Raw genomic sequence first — 18,451 nt, forward strand, 5'->3', positions numbered from 1 at the left:
GCCGTTCGCGTCTATGGTTCCCTATTGGTTCCATGAACAGAGCGGTGAAAACTGGGCAATCGACTATCGATTGTTAAACTGCCGCGCGACTGAGATCGGAGCTTTGAGGCAATGTGCAATCTCTACTCCATTACCACCAACCAGGAGGCGATCCGGGCGCTGACCAAGGCGATCGACCGGCTCGGCAATCTGGAGCCGTCGCTCAATGTGTATCCCGACCAGATGGCGCCTGTTGTGCGCAACAGGGATGGTGAGCGCGAGGCTGTGATGCTGCGCTGGGGCATGCCGTCCTCGCAAAAGGCGCTTAATGACGCAGCATCAAAACGGGCGCAGAAGCTGCGCGAAAAGAACAAACCCGTCGATTTCGAAGAGCTGTTGAAACTGGAGCCTGACCGCGGCACGACCAATATCCGCAATACGGCAAGTGCCCATTGGAAACGATGGCTCGGCGTCGACAACCGCTGCGTCGTGCCTGTCACGCGCTTTGCCGAACCGGATCCGGCCTCCAAGCCTGAAGACGGGCCGACACCGAATGCCTGGTTTGCCGGTGACGCAGGCGAGCCCTTGATGGTCTTTGCCGGCATCTGGGTCGCGCAGTGGCAAAGCGTGCGCAAGGTGAAGGATGGGCTCACGCGCGATGATCTCTTTGGCTTTTTGACAACCGAGCCGAATGGGGTGGTGGCGCCCGTGCATCAAAAGGCAATGCCGGTGATCCTGAAAACGCCTGAGGACATCGAGACCTGGATGACCGCGCCTTGGGAAGAAGCGCGTGCGCTGCAGCGGCCTCTGCCAGATGGTGAGCTGGTGCGGATTGCATTTTGACGATCAGGGAGTGCTGGATTCCGACTGAAGAAGACCGCTGATACTGGTGGGTTGTCGTTGAGTTCAACCGCAAGGTTTGGATTGGGATGCTCTGCCGTCAACGGTTCGTCGCGCTTGACAAGCTATAGCGAGTCTTGAACATGAACTGCTGATCAAGGATCTTTGAAGGATTGCTGTTGACGTCAGAACTGGAAGATCTCGAGCAAATCGGACGGCTGTTGAAAGCGGCTCGGAAGGAACTCGGCTATAGTCAGCAGAAGGTGGCCGAAATCGCCGGCATATCGCGTCTTCGCTACCACGACATCGAAGCTGGCCGAAGCGCTGCACGCATCACCACACTGATGAGCATTGCCCGCGCAATGAATCTCGAACTGATGTTCGTCCCGAAAGTCTGGGTGCCGGCTGTCAATGGGCTCCTGAGACCCCATGACATCATCGACGGATCGGATACCGACACCTTCACCTTTGAAAGCGATATTGGCTCACAAGGCTGACCTTCTCGCCACTCATCCGATTGAGCCGACCTTTAGCGTCTATTTCCACATGCCGCGCATATTTGCCGCAACATCGATGCGGATCTGGTTTGCACTGCGTTGCGTCGCAGACTGAGCGACCTTCGGCCAGCCTGCCTGCTCAAAATACTGCAGAAGCATGGCCGGGATGAAGCGCGTGCGTGAGGCATAGACATGCCTGTCGCCCTTTGCATTCTGCCCATGTGTGAAGAACCGCTGGGGGGTAATCAGGCTTAAACTGTCGCGTGCGCGTGTCATGCCGACATAGAGCAGGCGCCGCTCCTCCTCAAGCTCGGCCGTCGTGCCCGCACCAAGATCCGAGGGAAGACAGCCGTCAACGACGTTGAGCATGAAGACTGAACGCCATTCCTGTCCTTTGGCTGAATGAATGGTCGACAGGATCAGATAGTCCTCGTCGAGCAACGGCACGCCCGCCTGGTCGCTTGTGGCATCCGGCGGATCAAGTGTCAGTTCAGTCAGGAAGCGTTCACGGCTCGGATAGCCGCCGGCGATCTGTTCAAGCTGCACAAGGTCGGCCTTGCGGGTTTCGGCATCTTCATGAATGCGGTCGAGATGGGGCTCATACCAGAGCCTGGCGATCTGGAGTTCTGTCGGCCACCCGCCTTCTGCCTTGCGAAGCGTCGTCAGAAGATCCACGAAAGCTCCCCAGTCGTCACCCGTTTTTGGCGGTGGTGGGATCTCGGCAAGCGACTGCAAGGGTTCTGGATCGTCAGCGATCGTATCAAGGATCTTGGCGGCCCTTTGGGGGCCAATACCCGGCAACATCTGAAGCAGGCGAAAACCGGCGACCCTGTCGCGCGGGTTCTGGGCAAAGCGCAATGTGGCTAGCAGATCCTTCACATGGGCACTGTCGAGAAACTTCAGACCTCCGAACTTCACGAAAGGAATGTTGCGTCGGGTCAGTTCGACTTCCAGCGTTCCACTGTGGCTCGATGTTCGGAACAAGACTGCCTGCTGTTTCAAGGCAGTACCGGTTTCGCGATTGGCGAGCACCTGCTCAACGATATAGGCAGCCTGGTCAGTCTCGTCGCGGACCGTCACGAGAAGTGGTCTTTGCTCCGACGTCCTGTCCGTCCAGAGGTTCTTGGTATAGCGCTCGCGGGCAAGACCGATCACTCCATTTGCCGCCGCAAGGATCGGCTGGGTGGAGCGGTAATTGCGCTCAAGCGTGATGACGTCGGCGGGCTTCGGCGAGAACGCATTTGGAAAGTCGAGGATGTTTCGCACACTTGCTGCCCGAAACGAATAGATCGACTGGGCGTCGTCACCGACGACTGTCAGCCCGCGCCCGCCAGGTTTAAGCGACAGCAGGATTTCCGCCTGAAGGTGGTTGGTGTCTTGATATTCGTCGAGCAGAACATGATCGAAGCGACCACCGATATCCTCTGCAAGTTCCGGATGCGAGATCATCTGCGCCCAGTAAAGAAGGAGGTCATCGTAATCGAGAACGCCTTGAACCTGCTTGGCCTCCACATAGGCGCCAAACAGCTGCTTCAATTCGTCTTCCCAGCCAAGGGCCCAAGGATAGGCAGATTTGAGGACGTCCAGGATCGAGCTCTGTGCATTCACGACACGCGAATAGATGGACAGACAGGTGCCCTTGGTCGGAAAGCGGGTTTCCGTTTTGGAGAACCCCAGCTCGTGACGAACGAGGTTCATCAGGTCGGCACTGTCCTCCCTGTCGTGGATGGTAAAATCGATGTTGAGACCGACCTGTTCGGCATAGTGGCGCAACAGCCTGGCGCCAATTCCATGAAACGTCCCCGACCAGGTGAGCGCCTCACCCATGGCCTTGTCTCCCAGCACCTGCCGGCAGATCCGATCGACGCGCCGCCCCAATTCTGAAGCTGCCCGACGTGAAAACGTCATTAAAAGGATACGACGGGGATCAGCCCCGTTGACGATCAGGTGAGCGACGCGATGGGCAAGGGTATTGGTCTTGCCCGAGCCCGCACCGGCAATGATCAGAAGCGGCCCTCCAGGCGCGCCGTCAGCTGCCCCAACGCCATGCATGACCGCTTGCCGTTGCTGCTCGTTCAGTTTTTCCAGATAGGCCGTCATTCGTGCTCAATGGCTTGATCGTTGTCGGGGTGCACTGGCATCTTGGGCGCAGGCCCGTGCCGACGAGGTTCTTTCGGAACAAAAAAAGAACATAGCAGCTTCGTGAACCACCGCAAGATGGTTCAACTGTCGGAATGATGGGTATCAACCTTTGAGACTATGAATGGCGCAGGGTGTTTCTGCTATCCTGGAGTTCCAATTGTGGCAGCCCAGCCAGTGGAGGGTTCCTACAGCTCGTCCGAGGGTTCGCGGCTGGCACTTAAGGCTGGTTTTTGAACCTGACGCCTGGCCCGCCATTTCCGGCATACTCACCGTCCAGAAATACTACTCCGCCATTTTCAAGGGCGTCGCGTATGTCAGCGATGGTGCGCGGTTTCAGTGCCTCTCCTCGCTCGAGCCTCACAATCGTGTTGGTCGATACACTTGCGGCTGTTGCCAGATCCTTGACGCTCCAGCCCAAGGCGGTGCGAGCCATTTTGCACTGAACCGCAAACAAAATCGCCTCCAATGAGCGAAAACGACTTGACGTGGCGTTTTTGCTCAGCTATCAATTGCATAATGCGGCGAACCCGCTGATTCCATGACCATAAATGTATTCACTCGCCGTCGCGAGCGCGATTTGTCGTGCCCAGCTGACGATAGGCTCGCTAACCTGTGTCCGGGGAGCTCATTATGGAACTCCGCCAACTCTCCTACTTTGTCGCCGTTGCCGAGGAGTTGCATTTCGGCCGGGCCGCCATGCGGGTGAACATCGCCCAGCCGGCGCTGAGCACCCAGGTGCAGGCGCTCGAGAAGGGGCTCGGCGTACAGCTCCTTACCCGCTCGACGCGCAAGGTGGAGCTGACGCGGGCAGGGGAGGTCTTTTATGATCGCTGCGTGCGCATGCTCGGGGATCTTGATCTATCCGCCGAGATGGCGCGTGCGGCAGGGGGCAGAACCATGCGCGAGATCAAGATCGGCACGATCTATCCGGCAACGGTGGGTGTGCTGCCGGCGTTCCTGGCGCGGATTGTAAGGAAGTTTCCAGACATCCGCCTGCATGTGTCAAACGGCTCGACCGCCGATATCATCCGCCAGCTCGAATGTGGGCGCCTGAACCTGGGCTTCATCCGACCGGTCGAGAACATCGGATCTCTTCGCTTCTTCTCGATTGCCCATGAGCGCTATCTCCTGGCTGTGCGACAGGACAATCCGCTGGCGCTGAAACACGAGGTGACGATCGAGGATCTGCGGAGCGAAAAGATCATAGGCTTCAAGCGACAGAACCTCTCTTATACCGAGCGGTATTTCGCAGAGGCATTTGAACAGCATGGGCTTTCCGAGAATGTCGCCTATACCTGCGACGATACGTTTTCGCTGATCTCACTGGTCTCCTCAGGCCTCGGTGTCGGCTTTGCGCCAGAATGGACGGGGGATCTGCCGGGCAGGGGTGTTGTCCTAAAAAAAGTGACCGGCATTGATCTGAAGATCGGGCTCGGTGTTGCCTGGAGCAAAGATGATCCGACGGCTGCACGCGACGATATCATTGATATTGCAAGAACACTCGGGCGGCAGGGCAGGTGAGGGGTTCTGTTCCCGCCATTCCGCGTCCGTTGTCAGCCGTACAGATTGCCGTTTTTTTGTTGTGAGGAATCAACTTAGCCTGAGTGCGACGATCCCTTTCAAGCGGAACGCAGGGCCCGTGGGCAGTCGGTCCCGCCTGACCCTTCGGGTCGCTCCGCTCAGGCTCCTGCGGTTACCCTTTTGAACCGGTTCCCTGCGTGTCGAGAATTCCCGGCCTCCCGGCTAATCTGAGCCGTCGCAATGCTGAGGCCTCCGATATTCAAGCCGAGCTTGGCTGGTCGCGGTTGCGGACACCTGATTTTGTGCAAAAAACTGGACGCGAGGTGCTCTTGTGACCAGTTAAATGAACTGAGCTTGATCAGACGTGAGCTTTAGTGCATAACGTACAGAAATCTGGACGTGAGGTTGCCTCGTGTTCATTTGAATGAACAAAGGGGATGGGAGTGCCGCGTCAGAGAAGCTACTCAAGGGTCACGCACCAAGCACTCGCCATGCTTGGCAAGCTGATCCGCATTGGTCGTGCCGAGCGGGGCCTAACCGCGCAGGAACTGGCGGACCGCGCGGGGATCAGTCGCACAACCCTGTCCAACATCGAAAAAGGCACGCCGGGGCCCGAGATCGGTATCGTCCTTGAGGTTGCCTCCATCGTTGGCGTGCGCCTGTTCGACTATGACGAGCGCGAGTTTCAGGCGCACAATGCACGCCTCGATGAAAAACTCACTCTGATGCCCAAGAGCGTTCGCCACGCCGCGAAGGAGGTCAATGATGACTTCTAGGGAGGGCGCTTCCGAAGCCTTCGTCTGGATATGGCTGCCGGGGGCGACCGAGCCAGTGGTGGCCGGCCGCCTTGATCAGGATGGCGATCGCCTAACCTATACCTACGGCGCCAGCTATCGCCGTCGAAAGAGCGCCATTCCCATCTATGAGCCCGAACTGCCCCTCCAGGAGGGCATCATTGCGCCCATTACTGGCCTGTCGATGGCAAGCTGCATTCGCGATGGCTCGCCAGACGCCTGGGGCCGCCGGGTTATCATCAACAGGCTGACGGGCAGGAAACCTGACGATGCTGGCGTGCCAGAGATCGACGAGCTGACATTCCTTCTGCAGTCAGGCTCCGACCGGATTGGTGCACTCGACTTTCAGGCATCGGCCACAGAATACGTCCCCCGCCTTGCCGCACAGGCTTCGCTTGATGAGCTGATGGAAGCGGCTGCCCATATTGAAAAAGGTATCCCTCTGACCCCGGCACTCGATCAGGCCCTCAATCACGGCACGTCGATCGGGGGCGCCCGCCCCAAGGTGCTCATCGACGACGGCGCGAAGAAATTCATCGCCAAATTCTCGGCAGCAAACGATACATACAGCGTCGTGAAGGCCGAGTTCATCGCGATGAAGCTGGCGGCCGCATGCCGGATCAACGTCGCGTCCGTCTCGATCACCCAAGTGGCCCATAAGGATGTGCTGCTGATCGAGCGCTTCGATCGCACACGCACAGAAGATGGCTGGACGAGGCACGCTATGGTCTCGGCGCTGACCATGCTGGGTCTTGATGAGATGATGGCCCGTTACGCCTCATACGAAGATTTGGCCGAACTCATCCGCCACTGCTTCACGGAACCCAAGGAAACGCTCAAGGAACTGTACGGACGGATCTGCTTCAACGTGCTGTGCGGGAATACCGACGACCATGCTCGCAACCATGCTGCCTTCTGGGACGGCAAGATGCTTAAGCTCACCCCCGCCTATGATATCTGCCCGCAAGGCCGTACGGGCAACGAAGCCACCCAAGCCATGCTCATCAAGGGCAATCGCCGCGCCAGCACGCTTGCCACGTTGCTCGCCGCGGCGCCAGACTATCACCTGAAGGAAGCGCAAGCGGCCGCATTGATCGAACATCAGATCACAACCATTGCCCAGTTCTGGCAAGAGGTCTGCGACGAAGCAGACGTCAGCCCCATCGATCGTAAGCTGTTCGCTGGGCGCCAGTTTCTCAACCTCTACGCTCTCGAAGGCCTTAATGATCACAAGGCGCTGCAGGATGCCTTCAGTATGGCGCGCAGCATGCTGATCGCAAGCGAAGGTGCTGGACGATGACAGCACCAAGGACGCTGGCAGTGAAGGTCAGGCTAACGGAATGACTGGGCTTTGCAAGGCGATCGTCGGGTGAGGAAAATGACAAGGTGCGTAGAGTGATCAGCAGCTGTTCAAGCTGCCAATTCGGCTTTCCGGATCCGAGCTCGATGATGAAGTTGTCGCCAGTGCGCCTCAACCTGGCAAGCTCGATCTACCTCAGTAAAGGCCCCTCACGTTTTGCCCGGTTGGCTGCACCGGAATCCCAGGCTCACCTGGAAATCGAAAAATCGCCTCGGGTCGCTTACCGCACGGGACGTTTATTCCGAAGAAGGATTTTCTACCGATCGGGAAGTTTTCTATGGTCTCGAGGTTGACCGAATACCTCGCTCTGTTTGTGAGACTTCCCCATCCTGCTGCTCTCTTCACGTGAAATCAGCTCACAAACGATCAAGCTCATGAAAAGCGATAACTTTGCATGAAAATCGATGATTTTGGGCCAAATCGAGAAGGGGCTGTCGCCCCGTCACCCGTCAAGACCTTGGACCCTTCGGGCAAAAGCGCCCGGGCCGTGGCTCAGGGCTCCCGAAAATGTCGCCTATACCTGTGACGACACGTTTTCGCTGATCTCGCTGGTCTCCTCGGGCCTCGGTGTCGGCTTTGCGCCGGAATGGACGGGGGATCTGTCGGGCAGGGGTGTTGTCCTGAAAAAGGTGACCGGCATTGATCTGAAGATCGGGCTCGGTGTTGCCTGGAGCAAGGATGACCCGACGGCTGCACGCGACGATATCATTGATATTGCAAGGACACTCGGGCGGCAGGGCAGGTGAGGGCCCCTCTTCTCGCCATTCCGCGTCCGTTGTCAGCCATACAGATTGCCGTTTTTTTGTTGTGAGGAATCAACTTAGCCGGAGTGCGACAATCCCTTTCAAGCGGAACGCAGGGCCCGGGGGCAGTCGGTCCCGCCTGACCCTTCGGGTCGCTCCGCTCAGGCTCCTGCGGCTACCCTTTTTAACCGGTCCCCTGCGTGTCGAGAATTCCCGGCCTCCCGGCTCATTGGAGCCGTCGCAATGCTGAGGCCTCCGATATTCTTCATTGTCCGCCCGGATCTCGCGCAAGCGCGGCTTTGATCCGGAGAGTGAGCTCCACGCGGATTTGGCTGAGCGAAGACATGTAAACCTGCCTGCAACTGTCCGATTAGGTGAATAGGTCGCAGATCTGCTCAGGCGACCTTGCCCCTACTCGGCCTGATCAGAACATCCGCTGATATACCAAGTCGAGCGTGCAGTTGACGGATCATATCGATCGAAAGGCTTCGCTTGCGATTCAGGACATCTGCCACACGGTTAGGCGGACCAATCATCGGTTCAAGGTCTTTGCGGGTTAAGCCTTGCTGTTCCATCCGAAAACGGATTGCTTCAACCGGATCAGGGGGGGCCATGGGATAAGTCTTCGCTTCATAAGCGTCAATGAGCGTCGCCAGAATATCCAGCCGGTCGCCCTCGGGCGTGCCTGCCTGTGCACCCCACAGTTTCTCGACCTCAGCCAGAGCTTCGTCGTAGTCCGCTTCTGATCGGATGGGCTTAAGATCAGCCATCATGTTCGATCTCCTTCACGTCAATCTTGTCGTATGCCTTGTGCGTCCCAATCCACTTGATCCACCTAGTGTGGCTTCATCTCGGAGCCTGAGAGCAAACGACGAAGCCCGGAGAGGTACTCTCCGGGCTTGGCTTGATCACGGGGCTTGCCCTGTTGAGATCCGACAATAAGCGATTTCAATGGGGAAAGTTCGGTAAATCGAGGGCTTCGCTCATGCATACCAGCTTTGCGGGATGCTGAGCGGCTGTGTTTTAGGAACGAGCACGTCGGCTGCCGCCAACTGCGTGCTTACACAACGGTGACGTTCTCGGCCTTGGATTTGCCTGTCTTGCGATCCTGGCCGATGTCGAAGCTGACCTTTTGACCATCCTGCAAGGCGCCGCCGAAGCTGACAGCCGAGATATGGACGAAGACGTCAGGTCCGCCATTGTCGGGGGTGATGAAGCCAAAGCCCTTGTCCTGGGCGAAGAATTTTACGATGCCGGTAGCCATAATGTCCTCTTTGGTCATGTGCGACGCCCACGCATAACGGTTGTGGTCATGCGCAGCAAGTCGCAGCTTCTCAATCGCGCCGTGCAGACCTGGTGACGCGCCGTGTTTTGAGCAAACTTATGAGGCATTGCTTATGGATGGCTGGTATTGAACCATCAATGATATGCCACGCAAGAACTTGAGGCATCTTGTGGGTGCGCGCGAATGTATATCGTGCAGAAGGTTGAAGCGCCAAGCTTCCAAGACCTAGGTGAGGACTTGGCGCAAACCCACCTTTAAATCCAAAAAAGCTCTTAACTTGGTATATGTCATGATTGCGTCAGAATTGGTTTCACGCAATGATTGACGTTCGTCACGAGGGAGAACGGAAATGCGAAAAGGCCCAGACGCGATCGACAAGCATGTTGGCGCACGTATTCGCCTGCGTCGAAATATCCTAGGTATGAGCCAGGAGAAGCTCGCAGACGGCCTTGGCATCACATTTCAGCAGGTCCAGAAATACGAGAAGGGGACAAATCGGGTCGGTGCCAGCCGACTACAGCGGATCGCAGCTGTTCTGGACACCCCGATTTCCTTCTTCTTCGAGGAGGGACCAAGTCCTGTTCCGCAGGAAGACGGTTGGATAACGGACACCCCGACGGAGTTGTTGACCTCCAAGGATTGTGTCGCTCTCGTTCGCGCCTTTAACGCGATCGAAGACAAGGCGATCCGCCGGAAGATTCTCTCCCTGGTGCGCGCCTTGAGCTCAGATCAGGCCGATCCCGTCAGTCCTGAGGACCACGCGGCTCCCAGCCCGTAACTCCGATGCGCTACCGCCTCGTCACGCTTGGAAGCTGTCGGCTCGAGGATCCGTCGGGCCATGTCCTCAATGTGCCTATGACAGCTTTGATCATGCTTGCCTATGTGCATCAAAGGCAGGCACCTGTCTCCCGGCGCGAGCTTGCGGATCTATTCTGGTCAGGGGGTGGGGAGGTGGCCGCGACAAATCTGAGATCAATGCTGCGGCGTTTCCAGCTCTCATTTGCCGATCGCAGTACCTGCCCGCTTATCATCGGACAAAGCGAAGTCGAATTGCGGCCAGGCAGTCTCGACTGTGATCTTCCCGAAGTTGGGCCCGTGACTGCGCAGGCTGTCGATGCGGCGGAGGCTTTGCCGCAAGATCTTCTGGCGCGTCTGGAAAGGCTGATTGATGCTCTGTCACGTGGCTTCATGCCAAGCGATGCGGGCAGACCCGGCAGGATCGGCAAGTGGATTGCGCAAGTCCATCTGGCTCTTGCTGGCCAGTTGAGGGCGACGCTGCTCGCGTGCCATGCCTTGAACGATCCGCATTTTCCACGTGCCGCATTGAAGCGCGCCGCTTTGCTGCTGCTTGAGGAAGATCCCCATGATGAAGGCGTTCGATCGGTTGTCTCATCCGTGCTGGACCGGGCGCACGACCGCAAGGCGACCCCGGCATCCGTGGTGTCACCGCCCAATCATCCGGCAGAAGACTCGACCTCAACTGTGATCGAGCTGCCGCGTGTTGCCCTCCTGCCGCCTGAGATTGTCTCTGAAGCGGAAGGCTCAGGATTTGTTGCCAATGCTCTGATCGAGGATTTGACGATTGGTCTTTGCGCCAGTCGCAGCCTGCGCGTGGTTGCCCCCTACACGGCCGAGAAAATCCGGGCATCCGGCGACAAGGCCTCGTTGCTGAGGCAACACCAGGTCATCTATGCGCTGGACACTCGCCGCTCAGGTGACTGGCTCTTTGCGCAGCTGATCTTTCTCCCAGCCGACGAAGTGGTCTGGGCTACCCGTTTCCGGATCGAGCCGTCCGACACAGCCCAGCAAAGAATGGAAATCGCGCAAGCGATCCAGAATTCCATGATTGAGCGGATGCATGCGACCGCAGCACCCGTTGATAGGTTCCGGGCAAAGCCAGAGGGCTATTTTGCCTATCTGTCAGGCCTCCAGTCTCTGTCCCAGACCTCCCTGCCGTCCTTGCGGCGCGCGCGCAAACATTTTCGCGAGGCGCTCGGCCACGACAGGGATCTGGCGTCTGCTCTGGCCGGAATATCAAGGACCTTGACCCTTGAATGGGTCCTGACCGCGCGCGGTGATGCAAGCCTTCTGGAGGAAGCCGAGCGTCTTGCAAGGCGTGCTATCGATCTCGACGGATCCTCTGCAACGGCGTTCAAGGAACTGGGTGTCAGTCAGCTTTACAAGGGCAATATCGACGAGAGCTTGACGGCGCTCAGCGAGGCGGAACGCTTGAGCCCCCATTATGCCGATGCCATCTTCAGCCATGCCGACAGTCTGACCCATGCCAGCCGGCCAGCTGCTGCAATTGAGAAGGTCAACCTTGCGATCTCGCTCAATCCGATCTCGCCGGACACCTATTATTGGGCAGCCGCTGGCGCGAGCTACTTTCTGGAGGATTTTGAAGGTGCTCTCGCCTTCATCGATCGTATGCAGGACAGGCAACCCGCCAACCGCCTTGCGGCTGCGTGCTACGGCATGCTTGGGGATCAAACCAGAGCGCGGCTCTGCCGCAACCGCTTCCTGGCGGACAATCCATCGTTCGATCTCGAGCAATGGCTGGCGATGGTGCCGCATAAGGAACACTGGCAAACTGAACTTTATCGCGAAGGCCTGATCAGGGCCGGATTTAAGGGGGACTGAAGCATGGCGGGTGTGGTGATACTGGGGCTTGCGGGGCAAGACGGATTGTGGGTGGTTGATCTGGATGCCGGTGCGGTCTTGCCGCTTGATGCGGTGCCGGAAGGCGAAATGGCAGTGGCAGCGTCCTACCGCCGTGTCGGCGCGACCTTCACGAAGGGCGTCAATTTTGCCGTTCACGTAACGACGGCTGAGAAGGCGGCCGAGGGTCTGCATGAAATTGCCCAAGGCCTGCATGAGGTCGCCTCTGGCCTGCATGAAAACTGACATGCCGGCTCCTGTACCCTTCACGCAAGACGGTGCGGGGGACAGGGCTGCAGTTGAGCTCGGGCTCGAGCTTGGTCAGGACCTTGGGCTTGGGGAGTTGCGGGCATGCTCGCCTTTTGAAACCTATCAGAAGGTCGAGCCCTATCTGGCGCGGCTGGGGGTCACCCGTGTCGCAAGCCAGACGGGGCTCGACCGTCTCGGGATCCCTGTCTGGTGCGCCTTTGTCCCAAACGCCAAGGCGATCGTGATTGCCCAGGGAAAAGGGCTCGACTGGGAAGCTGCCCGGGTCTCGGCGGTCATGGAGGCCGTCGAGCGTGTCGTCGCCACCGAGCCTGGATGTTCCACGCAATACGCGACTGCAGCGGAGCATGAGCGCCGCGGCCATCGCTTCCATACACTTTCCAGTCTGATTGCAAGACACCAGGTGCCTCTTAGACATGATGAGGCGGTCGCCTGGGTCGACGCCGATGACCTCTCAACCGGTGGGAGGATCTGGTTACCCTTCGAAGCCTTGGATTTTGATCGGACGCGTCATGCCCCCCGTTACTGGCAAACATCGGACGGCCTCGCCTCAGGCAATACCCGCGAAGAGGCGATCCTGCATGGATTGCTCGAACGGGTCGAGCGGGACGCGCTTGCGCTTTGGAGTGTGAGCCATGCTGACAAGAAGTTTGCAAGACGCATCGATACTGGGCCTCTGGACGCTGCTCCCTTGGCCGACCTTCTATCAACGATCAGACGGGCCGGACTTCAATTGGCCATTTTTGATATCACCACGGATCTTGGCATTCCTTGCGTGGCAGCGCTGCTTTCGCCTGACGACCCTCGCCAGACCATCCGATACGCTGAACTGACCCTTGGTGCAGGGGCCGCCCTTCAGCCAGAAGGCGCTATCATGCGCGCGGTCCTCGAGGCCGTGCAGTCTCGGATGACCTATATCGCCGGTGCGCGTGACGATCTGCTTCCGTCTGTGTTCGAAAAGGCGGCAGACCCCATGCATCTGGCGGCCTTCCTCTCGCCAGCTCTGCGGCGTGTCGAAGACATGGCCGTATTTGGCGCTGACACCACGCGCTCTGCTCTGGACCTGATGGTCAGCCAGCTTGCCTCCTGCGCCATCACCGATCTCTTTGCGGTCGAGCTTGGACATGACTGGTTGCCTGTCAGTGTCGTCAAGGTCTTTGCACCACAACTTGAAAATCCAGACGGAGCAAGGCGGCTGCGCTTTGGACCTCGTGCGCTGTCGCGGAGTTTGCAATGAAGGTCGTCTTTGTCGGCCCCAGTCTCTCGGGCATGAGTCTCTCAGGCATAAGCACCTCAGGCAGACGTGCGAAAACGGAGAGCCCTCCCGATTTGGGATCTGAATTGCCGGGGGACATCGAGTTTCGTCCGCCGGCGATCCAGGGCGACATCATGCGAGCCGTCCAGGATGGGGCAACGGTCATCGGTCTGATCGACGGTCAGTTCGAATATGTCGCGCCGGTCTGGCACAAGGAAATCCTCTATGCCTTGAAGGTCGGCGTTTGCGTGTTCGGCGCCTCAAGCATGGGCGCTTTGCGGGCCGTGGAGTGCCAGCCTTTCGGGATGTGCGGCCTTGGCCGGATCTTTAATGATTATGCAAGTGGTCGGCGTTTCGATGACGCCGATGTGGCGCTCCTCCACGCCCCGTCCGCGCTCGGTTATGCACCGGTCACGGTGCCGCTCGTCAACGTGGATGCCACGCTTGAAACGGCAAGCCGTAAGGGCCTGATCGATGAAACGCTGCTGGTTGGACTTCAACAATCCGCGCGCCGGATCCACTACAAGGACCGGACATGGAAGGCCTTGGCAGAGCTCAGCGGGATCGCCTGGCCGCGTCTCCAGGAAATTGTCGATCAATGCTGGACCGACCAGAAGCAGGCAGATGCGCTGGTTCTCATCGAGGCCGTTGGTCAAGGTGTAGCAAGCGAGACGGCGACAAAAGACGCTTGGAGCTTCAATGCAACGCCCCTCTGGCGTGAATTATATGGCTGAGAAAACAAGTATTTATGGTGTAGGACCGAAAGGCGTCGCGCCACGCGTGTGCAACGCATTTGCAACGCGCCTTGTCGCCCGGTGCGTGTCAGTGTGTGTCGAGTGGCAGTGTGGGGCTATGAATGCTTGTCAGAAACATTGAGAGACTGGACGATGATCGCGCGGAAGAGCTTCTGGCGATCATTAATATGATTGGCTATGCGATTGGGGTCGCTGGCGACATTGGTGTCCATGAAGGCTTGTCGGATCTTAAAGCGGCGCGCTCGAAACTTGTTGCCGAACTGCAACAGATTGGTTTTGCCGATCTTTCGCCCGAGGAGTTATCCAGCCTTGCGCGGGTCCCTGCGGGTCATTGCTGACGCAATTCATCGTTCAGGGCGTAGACGTACTTCAAAATCGCACGTCTGCCCTATTCAAACCCCTTCTCGGTGCCTCCGTCAGTGAAGCGCGCCGAGCCTGACTGGCGCTGGCCTCACCTTAGGTCATCAGTGTGTCCTCGACCACGAAATCGAGATAGCTCATTGCCAGATTCTTCGAAATCGTTGCGAACTGGACTGCAGCCTCGCCACCGGCACCGTCAGCATCGTAAAGCAGGGTGCCCGCGGTGCTGTTATAGATGATGCGATCGCTGGCATCTGCCGCTTGCGCGCCGATGACGAAACTGTCAGCGGCGAGCTGGCCAAGCGCAAGCGCCGAGAAGATCGCCTTGTCGAGCACGATGGTGTCATCAACGACCTTGAAGTCCTTGATCGTATCCACATTGCCGGCAGAGAGCGCGGTGGAGAAGACGAAGCTGTCCTTGCCATTCCCGCCAGTGAGCGTATCCCGGCCCAACCCACCATCCAGGCGGTCATCGCCATTATTGCCACTCATTGTATTGTTTGCGCCATTGCCGATCAGGGAATTGGCAAGCTCATTGCCCTTGAGCGTGACAGATGAGGTGCCTGTGGCTCGAACGACTTCGATTTCGGAGTCGGCCTGCAGGGTAAAGGACGAGGTGGTGATCACCCGATCATAGCCTGCGCCCACCGCTTCAATCACCTTGTCGCTGGAACTGTCGACATAATAGGTGTCATTGCCGGCATGACCATACATGGTGTCGGCGCCCTTCAGGCCGTCAATCACATCGTGTCCAGCACTTCCGTGAAGGGTGTTGCTGGAATTGGTGCCGGTGACGACGAGGCCCGTGAGGGGCGGGGCGACGGATATCGTGAAGGTTTGTGGCGCGCTTTCCGCCCCCGCCGCGTCGACCACCTTATAGGAAAAGGTGACGTCGCCGATCGTCCCTGATGGCGGGGTGAACGAGAAACTGCCATCGGTGCCCAGCACAAGATTGGCAGGACCGCTGACCAGGGCATAGGTGAGGCTGTCATTCTCGAGATCTGACCCTTGAGGCACGCGGCCCGTCATGCTCGTATTGGCCATACCGCTGGCCGTATTGCCCACAACGGCCGCTGTTGGCGCGTCATTGACCGGCGCAACCGTCAGGGTGAAGCCTTGCACGGCACTTTGCAGCCCTTCGGCGTCAACCGCTGCATATTGGAACGTGAAGTCCCCAAAGGCATTGGCCGGCGGCGTGAAGCTGAAGCTGCCGTTTGCGTTGAAGGTGAGGCCGGCAAGCGCCCCAACCAGGACGTAGCTTACCGACGAACTGTCGATATCCGTTGCTGCGGGCACGGTCCCGTTCAGCATAGTGTCCTCTATCCCTGACGCAGTGTTGCCAGTCTGGGCGGTCTGCGGTGCGTCATTGACGGGTGTGACGGCGATGGTGAAGCTTCTGGCTGCGCTTGTGGCACCAAGGCTGTCGACAGCGACATAGTCGAAGCTGACTTGGCCATTGGCATTGGCCGCCGGCTGATACGAAAAGCTGCCATCGGCGTTGAAGCTGAGGCCAGCAATGTTTGCGACCAGCTGATAGGTGATTGCATGTCCTTGCGCGTCGGTGGCGGCCGGAACCTGGCCGGTGATGATGCTATCCTCACTGCCGGTTGCCTGGTTTCCAGTCGCCGCCGTCTCCGGTGCCGTGTTGATTGGCGCGACGACCACGCCATCAAAGCTGTAGTCCTCAGCGACAAATGCTGTCTGGCCAATAGGCGTCTTGATCCGCAAACTTTCCGTATAGCTGCCGTCCTGAACCATCCAGTTTCCGCCCCCCAGATCCACAAGCACAGCTGCGCTCGAAAATCCGGTAAACAGGATCTGGTCGCCTGCGCCCGTGCCATTGCCGGTGAAGTCCTCGATGACGTCGCCTGCAAATTCGCCCCGTCGCAAGACAAAAGTGTCATTGCCCGCATCGCCGTAAAGCTGGTCAAGGCCGAGACCGCCTTCGATCGTATCGTCGCCGTCCATCCCATGGATCTTGTTGGCGCCGTCATTGCCCTTGAGCACATTGGCGAGCGTGTTGCCGGTCGCATCGCGGCTGACTGCCCCTGTGAGCGTCAGGTTCTCCACATTTGCGCCAAGGGTATAGGTGAGTGAGCTCAAGACGGTGTCTGTGCCTTCACCCGCCAGTTCGCTGACAAGGTCACTGGTGTGGTCGACGACATAGGTGTCGTTGCCGTCGCCACCTGTCATCTGGTCGGCCCCGGCCATGCCGTCGAGCCGGTTGTCACCGGCATTGCCGATCAGGACATTGGCACCAGCGTTGCCGGTCCCATCAAGATCATCAGTGCCGAGAAGAACAAGCTTTTCGACCTGGGCCGCCAATATATGGCTGACGCTCGAATAGACGGTGTCGAAGCCGCCAGCGCCGAGATTGTCCTTTTCCACGATCGTGTCGCCGGCATTGTCGACGAAATAGATGTCGTCACCATCGCCGCCCTGCATGATATCGGCACCCAGCCCACCATCCAGAATATCTGCGCCCCCTAAGCCTTCCAGCTCATTGGCTACGTCGTTTCCGATGATCTCGTTGTCGAGACTGTTGCCCGTGCCGCGGATCGCAGTGCCAACGAGGAGCAGGTTCTCGACATTGGCGCCCAGCGTATGGTTCATGGACGCAATGACGGTGTCGATGCCCTTGTTCAGAGCTTCCAAGACGGTGTCGCCTGAGTGGTTGACGACATAGATGTCGTCGCCGCCAAGACCGGCAAAGGCATCACCGCTCGCCGTGCCATAGAAGATATCCGCACCTTCTGTTGCCGAATGGGGCGGGATGAAAATGTCGCCACTGCGATCTCCGCTGACCGTATTGTCATAAACGATCGTGCCGGAAGGGTTGTCGGCGGTCGAGTTGGTCAACTCCTCGCGGATGCCGTAGCGACCGCGGATCGCGCCGTCGGCATAGATGATATTTCCATAGATTTCCGTGCCTTCGGAGTAATAGATGCGCGCCGGCGTAATCGTATCATCGATGCGCAGGCGGATATTGATCTCGTCATAGACACCGTCGCCGGCCTGGGAATTGTTGTAGATCGTGTTTCCGGTGATCGTCGTGTTTGTCGCGCCTTCGACCCGGATCCCCTGGCGGTCGTTTTCGTAGATCAGGGCGCCGGTCACGGTCACGCTGTCGGAAAGCTTGATCAGGATGCCTTCACGGGCATTGCTGTAATATTCCCCACCAATGATCGTGATGCGTGTCGGCCAGGGGATGTTGTCCTGTCCCTCCGGAAAGATATCAGCGCGCTGGGTGACGAGGCCAGCACCTGCATTGTCATAGGCCTTGTTGTTCTCGAGCACGACGTCATTGCTGCTGGTCGTGACGTTGAAGCCATGGCGATCATTGTTATAGGCGATGTTGTTGCGATAGATGCCGCCTTCGACATAGTCGGCAACGAAGCCATCCTTGCCATTGTCGTGGGAAACACAGTCCTCGACGACGAGATTGTAGGTGATCTCATGCGGGTTGATGCCATAGGCGTTGCAGTTCATCACCTCGACACCACTGATGGTGATGTTTTGATGAATGCGGCCGTCCTCGTTTTCCTTGACGCCCGTGATGATGCCGGCCTGGTGTTCGATGTTGTTTGCCCGGTTGCCGTCGATCGTCAGGTCGCTGATGACAATATTCTCAGCACTCTCATTCACGGGTGTGCGCACGATGCCGTTGATGCGGGCGTCGAAATGGTCAACCAGTTTGAGGACAGTTTCTCCGGCACCAGCACCCGTCAGGGTCACATTCGAGCGCACCTCGATGCAGCCTTGCGAAGGGTTCAAGGGATCGCCGCTCACATAAAAAGTGCCAGCCGGGATCACGACTGTGCCGCCGCCTGCCGCAAAAGCCGCGTCGATGGCCGCCTGGATGGCGGCGCTGTCGTCTGTGGCGTCATCGGGAGTGGCACCAAAATCAAGAACATTAAACGTTGGCATGTTTTCCCCGATCCGCCCGCAGGCTGTTTCCCTTGTTTCCCTGGAGTGTAGGGGGAGGGCGATCGAAA

General features: G+C 58.3%; 16 protein-coding genes and 1 pseudogene. 12 read left to right on the forward strand and 5 right to left on the reverse strand.

All coding sequences use genetic code 11. The features are described 5' to 3' along the window. Window positions 1-111: 111 nt before the first annotated feature. Window positions 112-822: an SOS response-associated peptidase gene (locus tag AC02Y0_RS22870; RefSeq protein WP_476384140.1), complete on the forward strand. Its 711-nt coding sequence runs from the start codon at window positions 112-114 to the stop codon at window positions 820-822. A 176-nt stretch (window positions 823-998) separates the two neighbouring features. Then, the gene (locus AC02Y0_RS22875) at window positions 999-1,316 is read left to right on the forward strand and encodes a helix-turn-helix domain-containing protein (RefSeq protein ID WP_476384142.1); all 318 of its coding nucleotides are present in this window, start codon (window positions 999-1,001) and stop codon (window positions 1,314-1,316) included. 39 nt (window positions 1,317-1,355) lie between these two features. On the opposite strand, the gene AC02Y0_RS22880 is transcribed toward AC02Y0_RS22875, so the two are convergent. Both AC02Y0_RS22880 and AC02Y0_RS22885 read right to left on the reverse strand, forming a co-directional pair. Continuing rightward, the gene (locus tag AC02Y0_RS22880; protein ID WP_476384144.1) at window positions 1,356-3,416 is read right to left on the reverse strand and encodes an ATP-dependent helicase; all 2,061 of its coding nucleotides are present in this window, start codon (window positions 3,414-3,416) and stop codon (window positions 1,356-1,358) included. 259 nt (window positions 3,417-3,675) lie between these two features. Further along, entirely contained in the window at window positions 3,676-3,891 is a 216-nt protein-coding gene (locus tag AC02Y0_RS22885; RefSeq protein WP_476384387.1) for a helix-turn-helix domain-containing protein, read from the reverse strand. A gap of 197 nt (window positions 3,892-4,088) precedes the next feature. Here AC02Y0_RS22885 and AC02Y0_RS22890 point away from each other — a divergent pair, with 197 nt between their 5' ends. The 4 genes and pseudogenes from AC02Y0_RS22890 to AC02Y0_RS22905 all read left to right on the forward strand — a co-directional run. Then, entirely contained in the window at window positions 4,089-4,979 is an 891-nt protein-coding gene (locus AC02Y0_RS22890; protein WP_476384146.1) for a LysR family transcriptional regulator, read from the forward strand. A gap of 491 nt (window positions 4,980-5,470) precedes the next feature. Continuing rightward, the gene (locus AC02Y0_RS22895; protein WP_476384148.1) at window positions 5,471-5,755 is read left to right on the forward strand and encodes a helix-turn-helix transcriptional regulator; all 285 of its coding nucleotides are present in this window, start codon (window positions 5,471-5,473) and stop codon (window positions 5,753-5,755) included. Next, window positions 5,745-7,073 carry a type II toxin-antitoxin system HipA family toxin gene (locus AC02Y0_RS22900; protein WP_476384150.1) on the forward strand — a complete coding sequence of 443 codons (1,329 nt, stop codon included), beginning with the start codon at window positions 5,745-5,747 and terminating at the stop codon, window positions 7,071-7,073. The genes AC02Y0_RS22895 and AC02Y0_RS22900 overlap by 11 nt, the downstream gene beginning before the upstream one ends. Window positions 7,074-7,636: 563 nt before the next feature. Continuing rightward, a pseudogene (locus AC02Y0_RS22905) lies at window positions 7,637-7,879 on the forward strand (LysR substrate-binding domain-containing protein); the annotation flags it as partial. Between the two features lie 392 nt (window positions 7,880-8,271). On the opposite strand, the gene AC02Y0_RS22910 reads toward AC02Y0_RS22905, so the two are convergent. Beyond that, window positions 8,272-8,649, reverse strand: a complete 378-nt coding sequence (locus AC02Y0_RS22910; RefSeq protein WP_476384152.1) for a helix-turn-helix domain-containing protein — start codon at window positions 8,647-8,649, stop codon at window positions 8,272-8,274. Between the two features lie 287 nt (window positions 8,650-8,936). Then, window positions 8,937-9,140: a cold-shock protein gene (locus AC02Y0_RS22915; protein ID WP_476384154.1), complete on the reverse strand. Its 204-nt coding sequence runs from the start codon at window positions 9,138-9,140 to the stop codon at window positions 8,937-8,939. 370 nt (window positions 9,141-9,510) lie between these two features. On the opposite strand from AC02Y0_RS22915, the gene AC02Y0_RS22920 reads away from it, so the two are divergent. The 6 genes from AC02Y0_RS22920 to AC02Y0_RS22945 all read left to right on the forward strand — a co-directional run bounded on the left by AC02Y0_RS22920 (window position 9,511) and on the right by AC02Y0_RS22945 (window position 14,434). Beyond that, entirely contained in the window at window positions 9,511-9,939 is a 429-nt protein-coding gene (locus tag AC02Y0_RS22920; protein ID WP_476384156.1) for a helix-turn-helix domain-containing protein, read from the forward strand. A gap of 317 nt (window positions 9,940-10,256) precedes the next feature. Then, window positions 10,257-11,801: a tetratricopeptide repeat protein gene (locus AC02Y0_RS22925; RefSeq protein WP_476384157.1), complete on the forward strand. Its 1,545-nt coding sequence runs from the start codon at window positions 10,257-10,259 to the stop codon at window positions 11,799-11,801. A 3-nt stretch (window positions 11,802-11,804) separates the two neighbouring features. After that, entirely contained in the window at window positions 11,805-12,065 is a 261-nt protein-coding gene (locus AC02Y0_RS22930; RefSeq protein ID WP_476384159.1) for a hypothetical protein, read from the forward strand. A 1-nt stretch (window position 12,066) separates the two neighbouring features. After that, window positions 12,067-13,323 carry a YcaO-like family protein gene (locus tag AC02Y0_RS22935; RefSeq protein WP_476384161.1) on the forward strand — a complete coding sequence of 419 codons (1,257 nt, stop codon included), beginning with the start codon at window positions 12,067-12,069 and terminating at the stop codon, window positions 13,321-13,323. 104 nt (window positions 13,324-13,427) lie between these two features. Further along, on the forward strand, window positions 13,428-14,075 hold the full coding sequence (locus AC02Y0_RS22940; protein WP_476384163.1) for a TfuA-like protein: 648 nt from the start codon (window positions 13,428-13,430) through the stop codon (window positions 14,073-14,075). 122 nt (window positions 14,076-14,197) lie between these two features. Then, window positions 14,198-14,434, forward strand: a complete 237-nt coding sequence (locus AC02Y0_RS22945; RefSeq protein ID WP_476384164.1) for a hypothetical protein — start codon at window positions 14,198-14,200, stop codon at window positions 14,432-14,434. Window positions 14,435-14,552: 118 nt separating this feature from the next. Here AC02Y0_RS22945 and AC02Y0_RS22950 read toward each other — a convergent pair whose 3' ends face one another. After that, on the reverse strand, window positions 14,553-18,383 hold the full coding sequence (locus AC02Y0_RS22950; RefSeq protein WP_476384165.1) for a tandem-95 repeat protein: 3,831 nt from the start codon (window positions 18,381-18,383) through the stop codon (window positions 14,553-14,555). Window positions 18,384-18,451: the final 68 nt, after the last annotated feature.

It is taken from the genome of Allorhizobium sp. nf9_anc, from assembly GCF_056323085.1.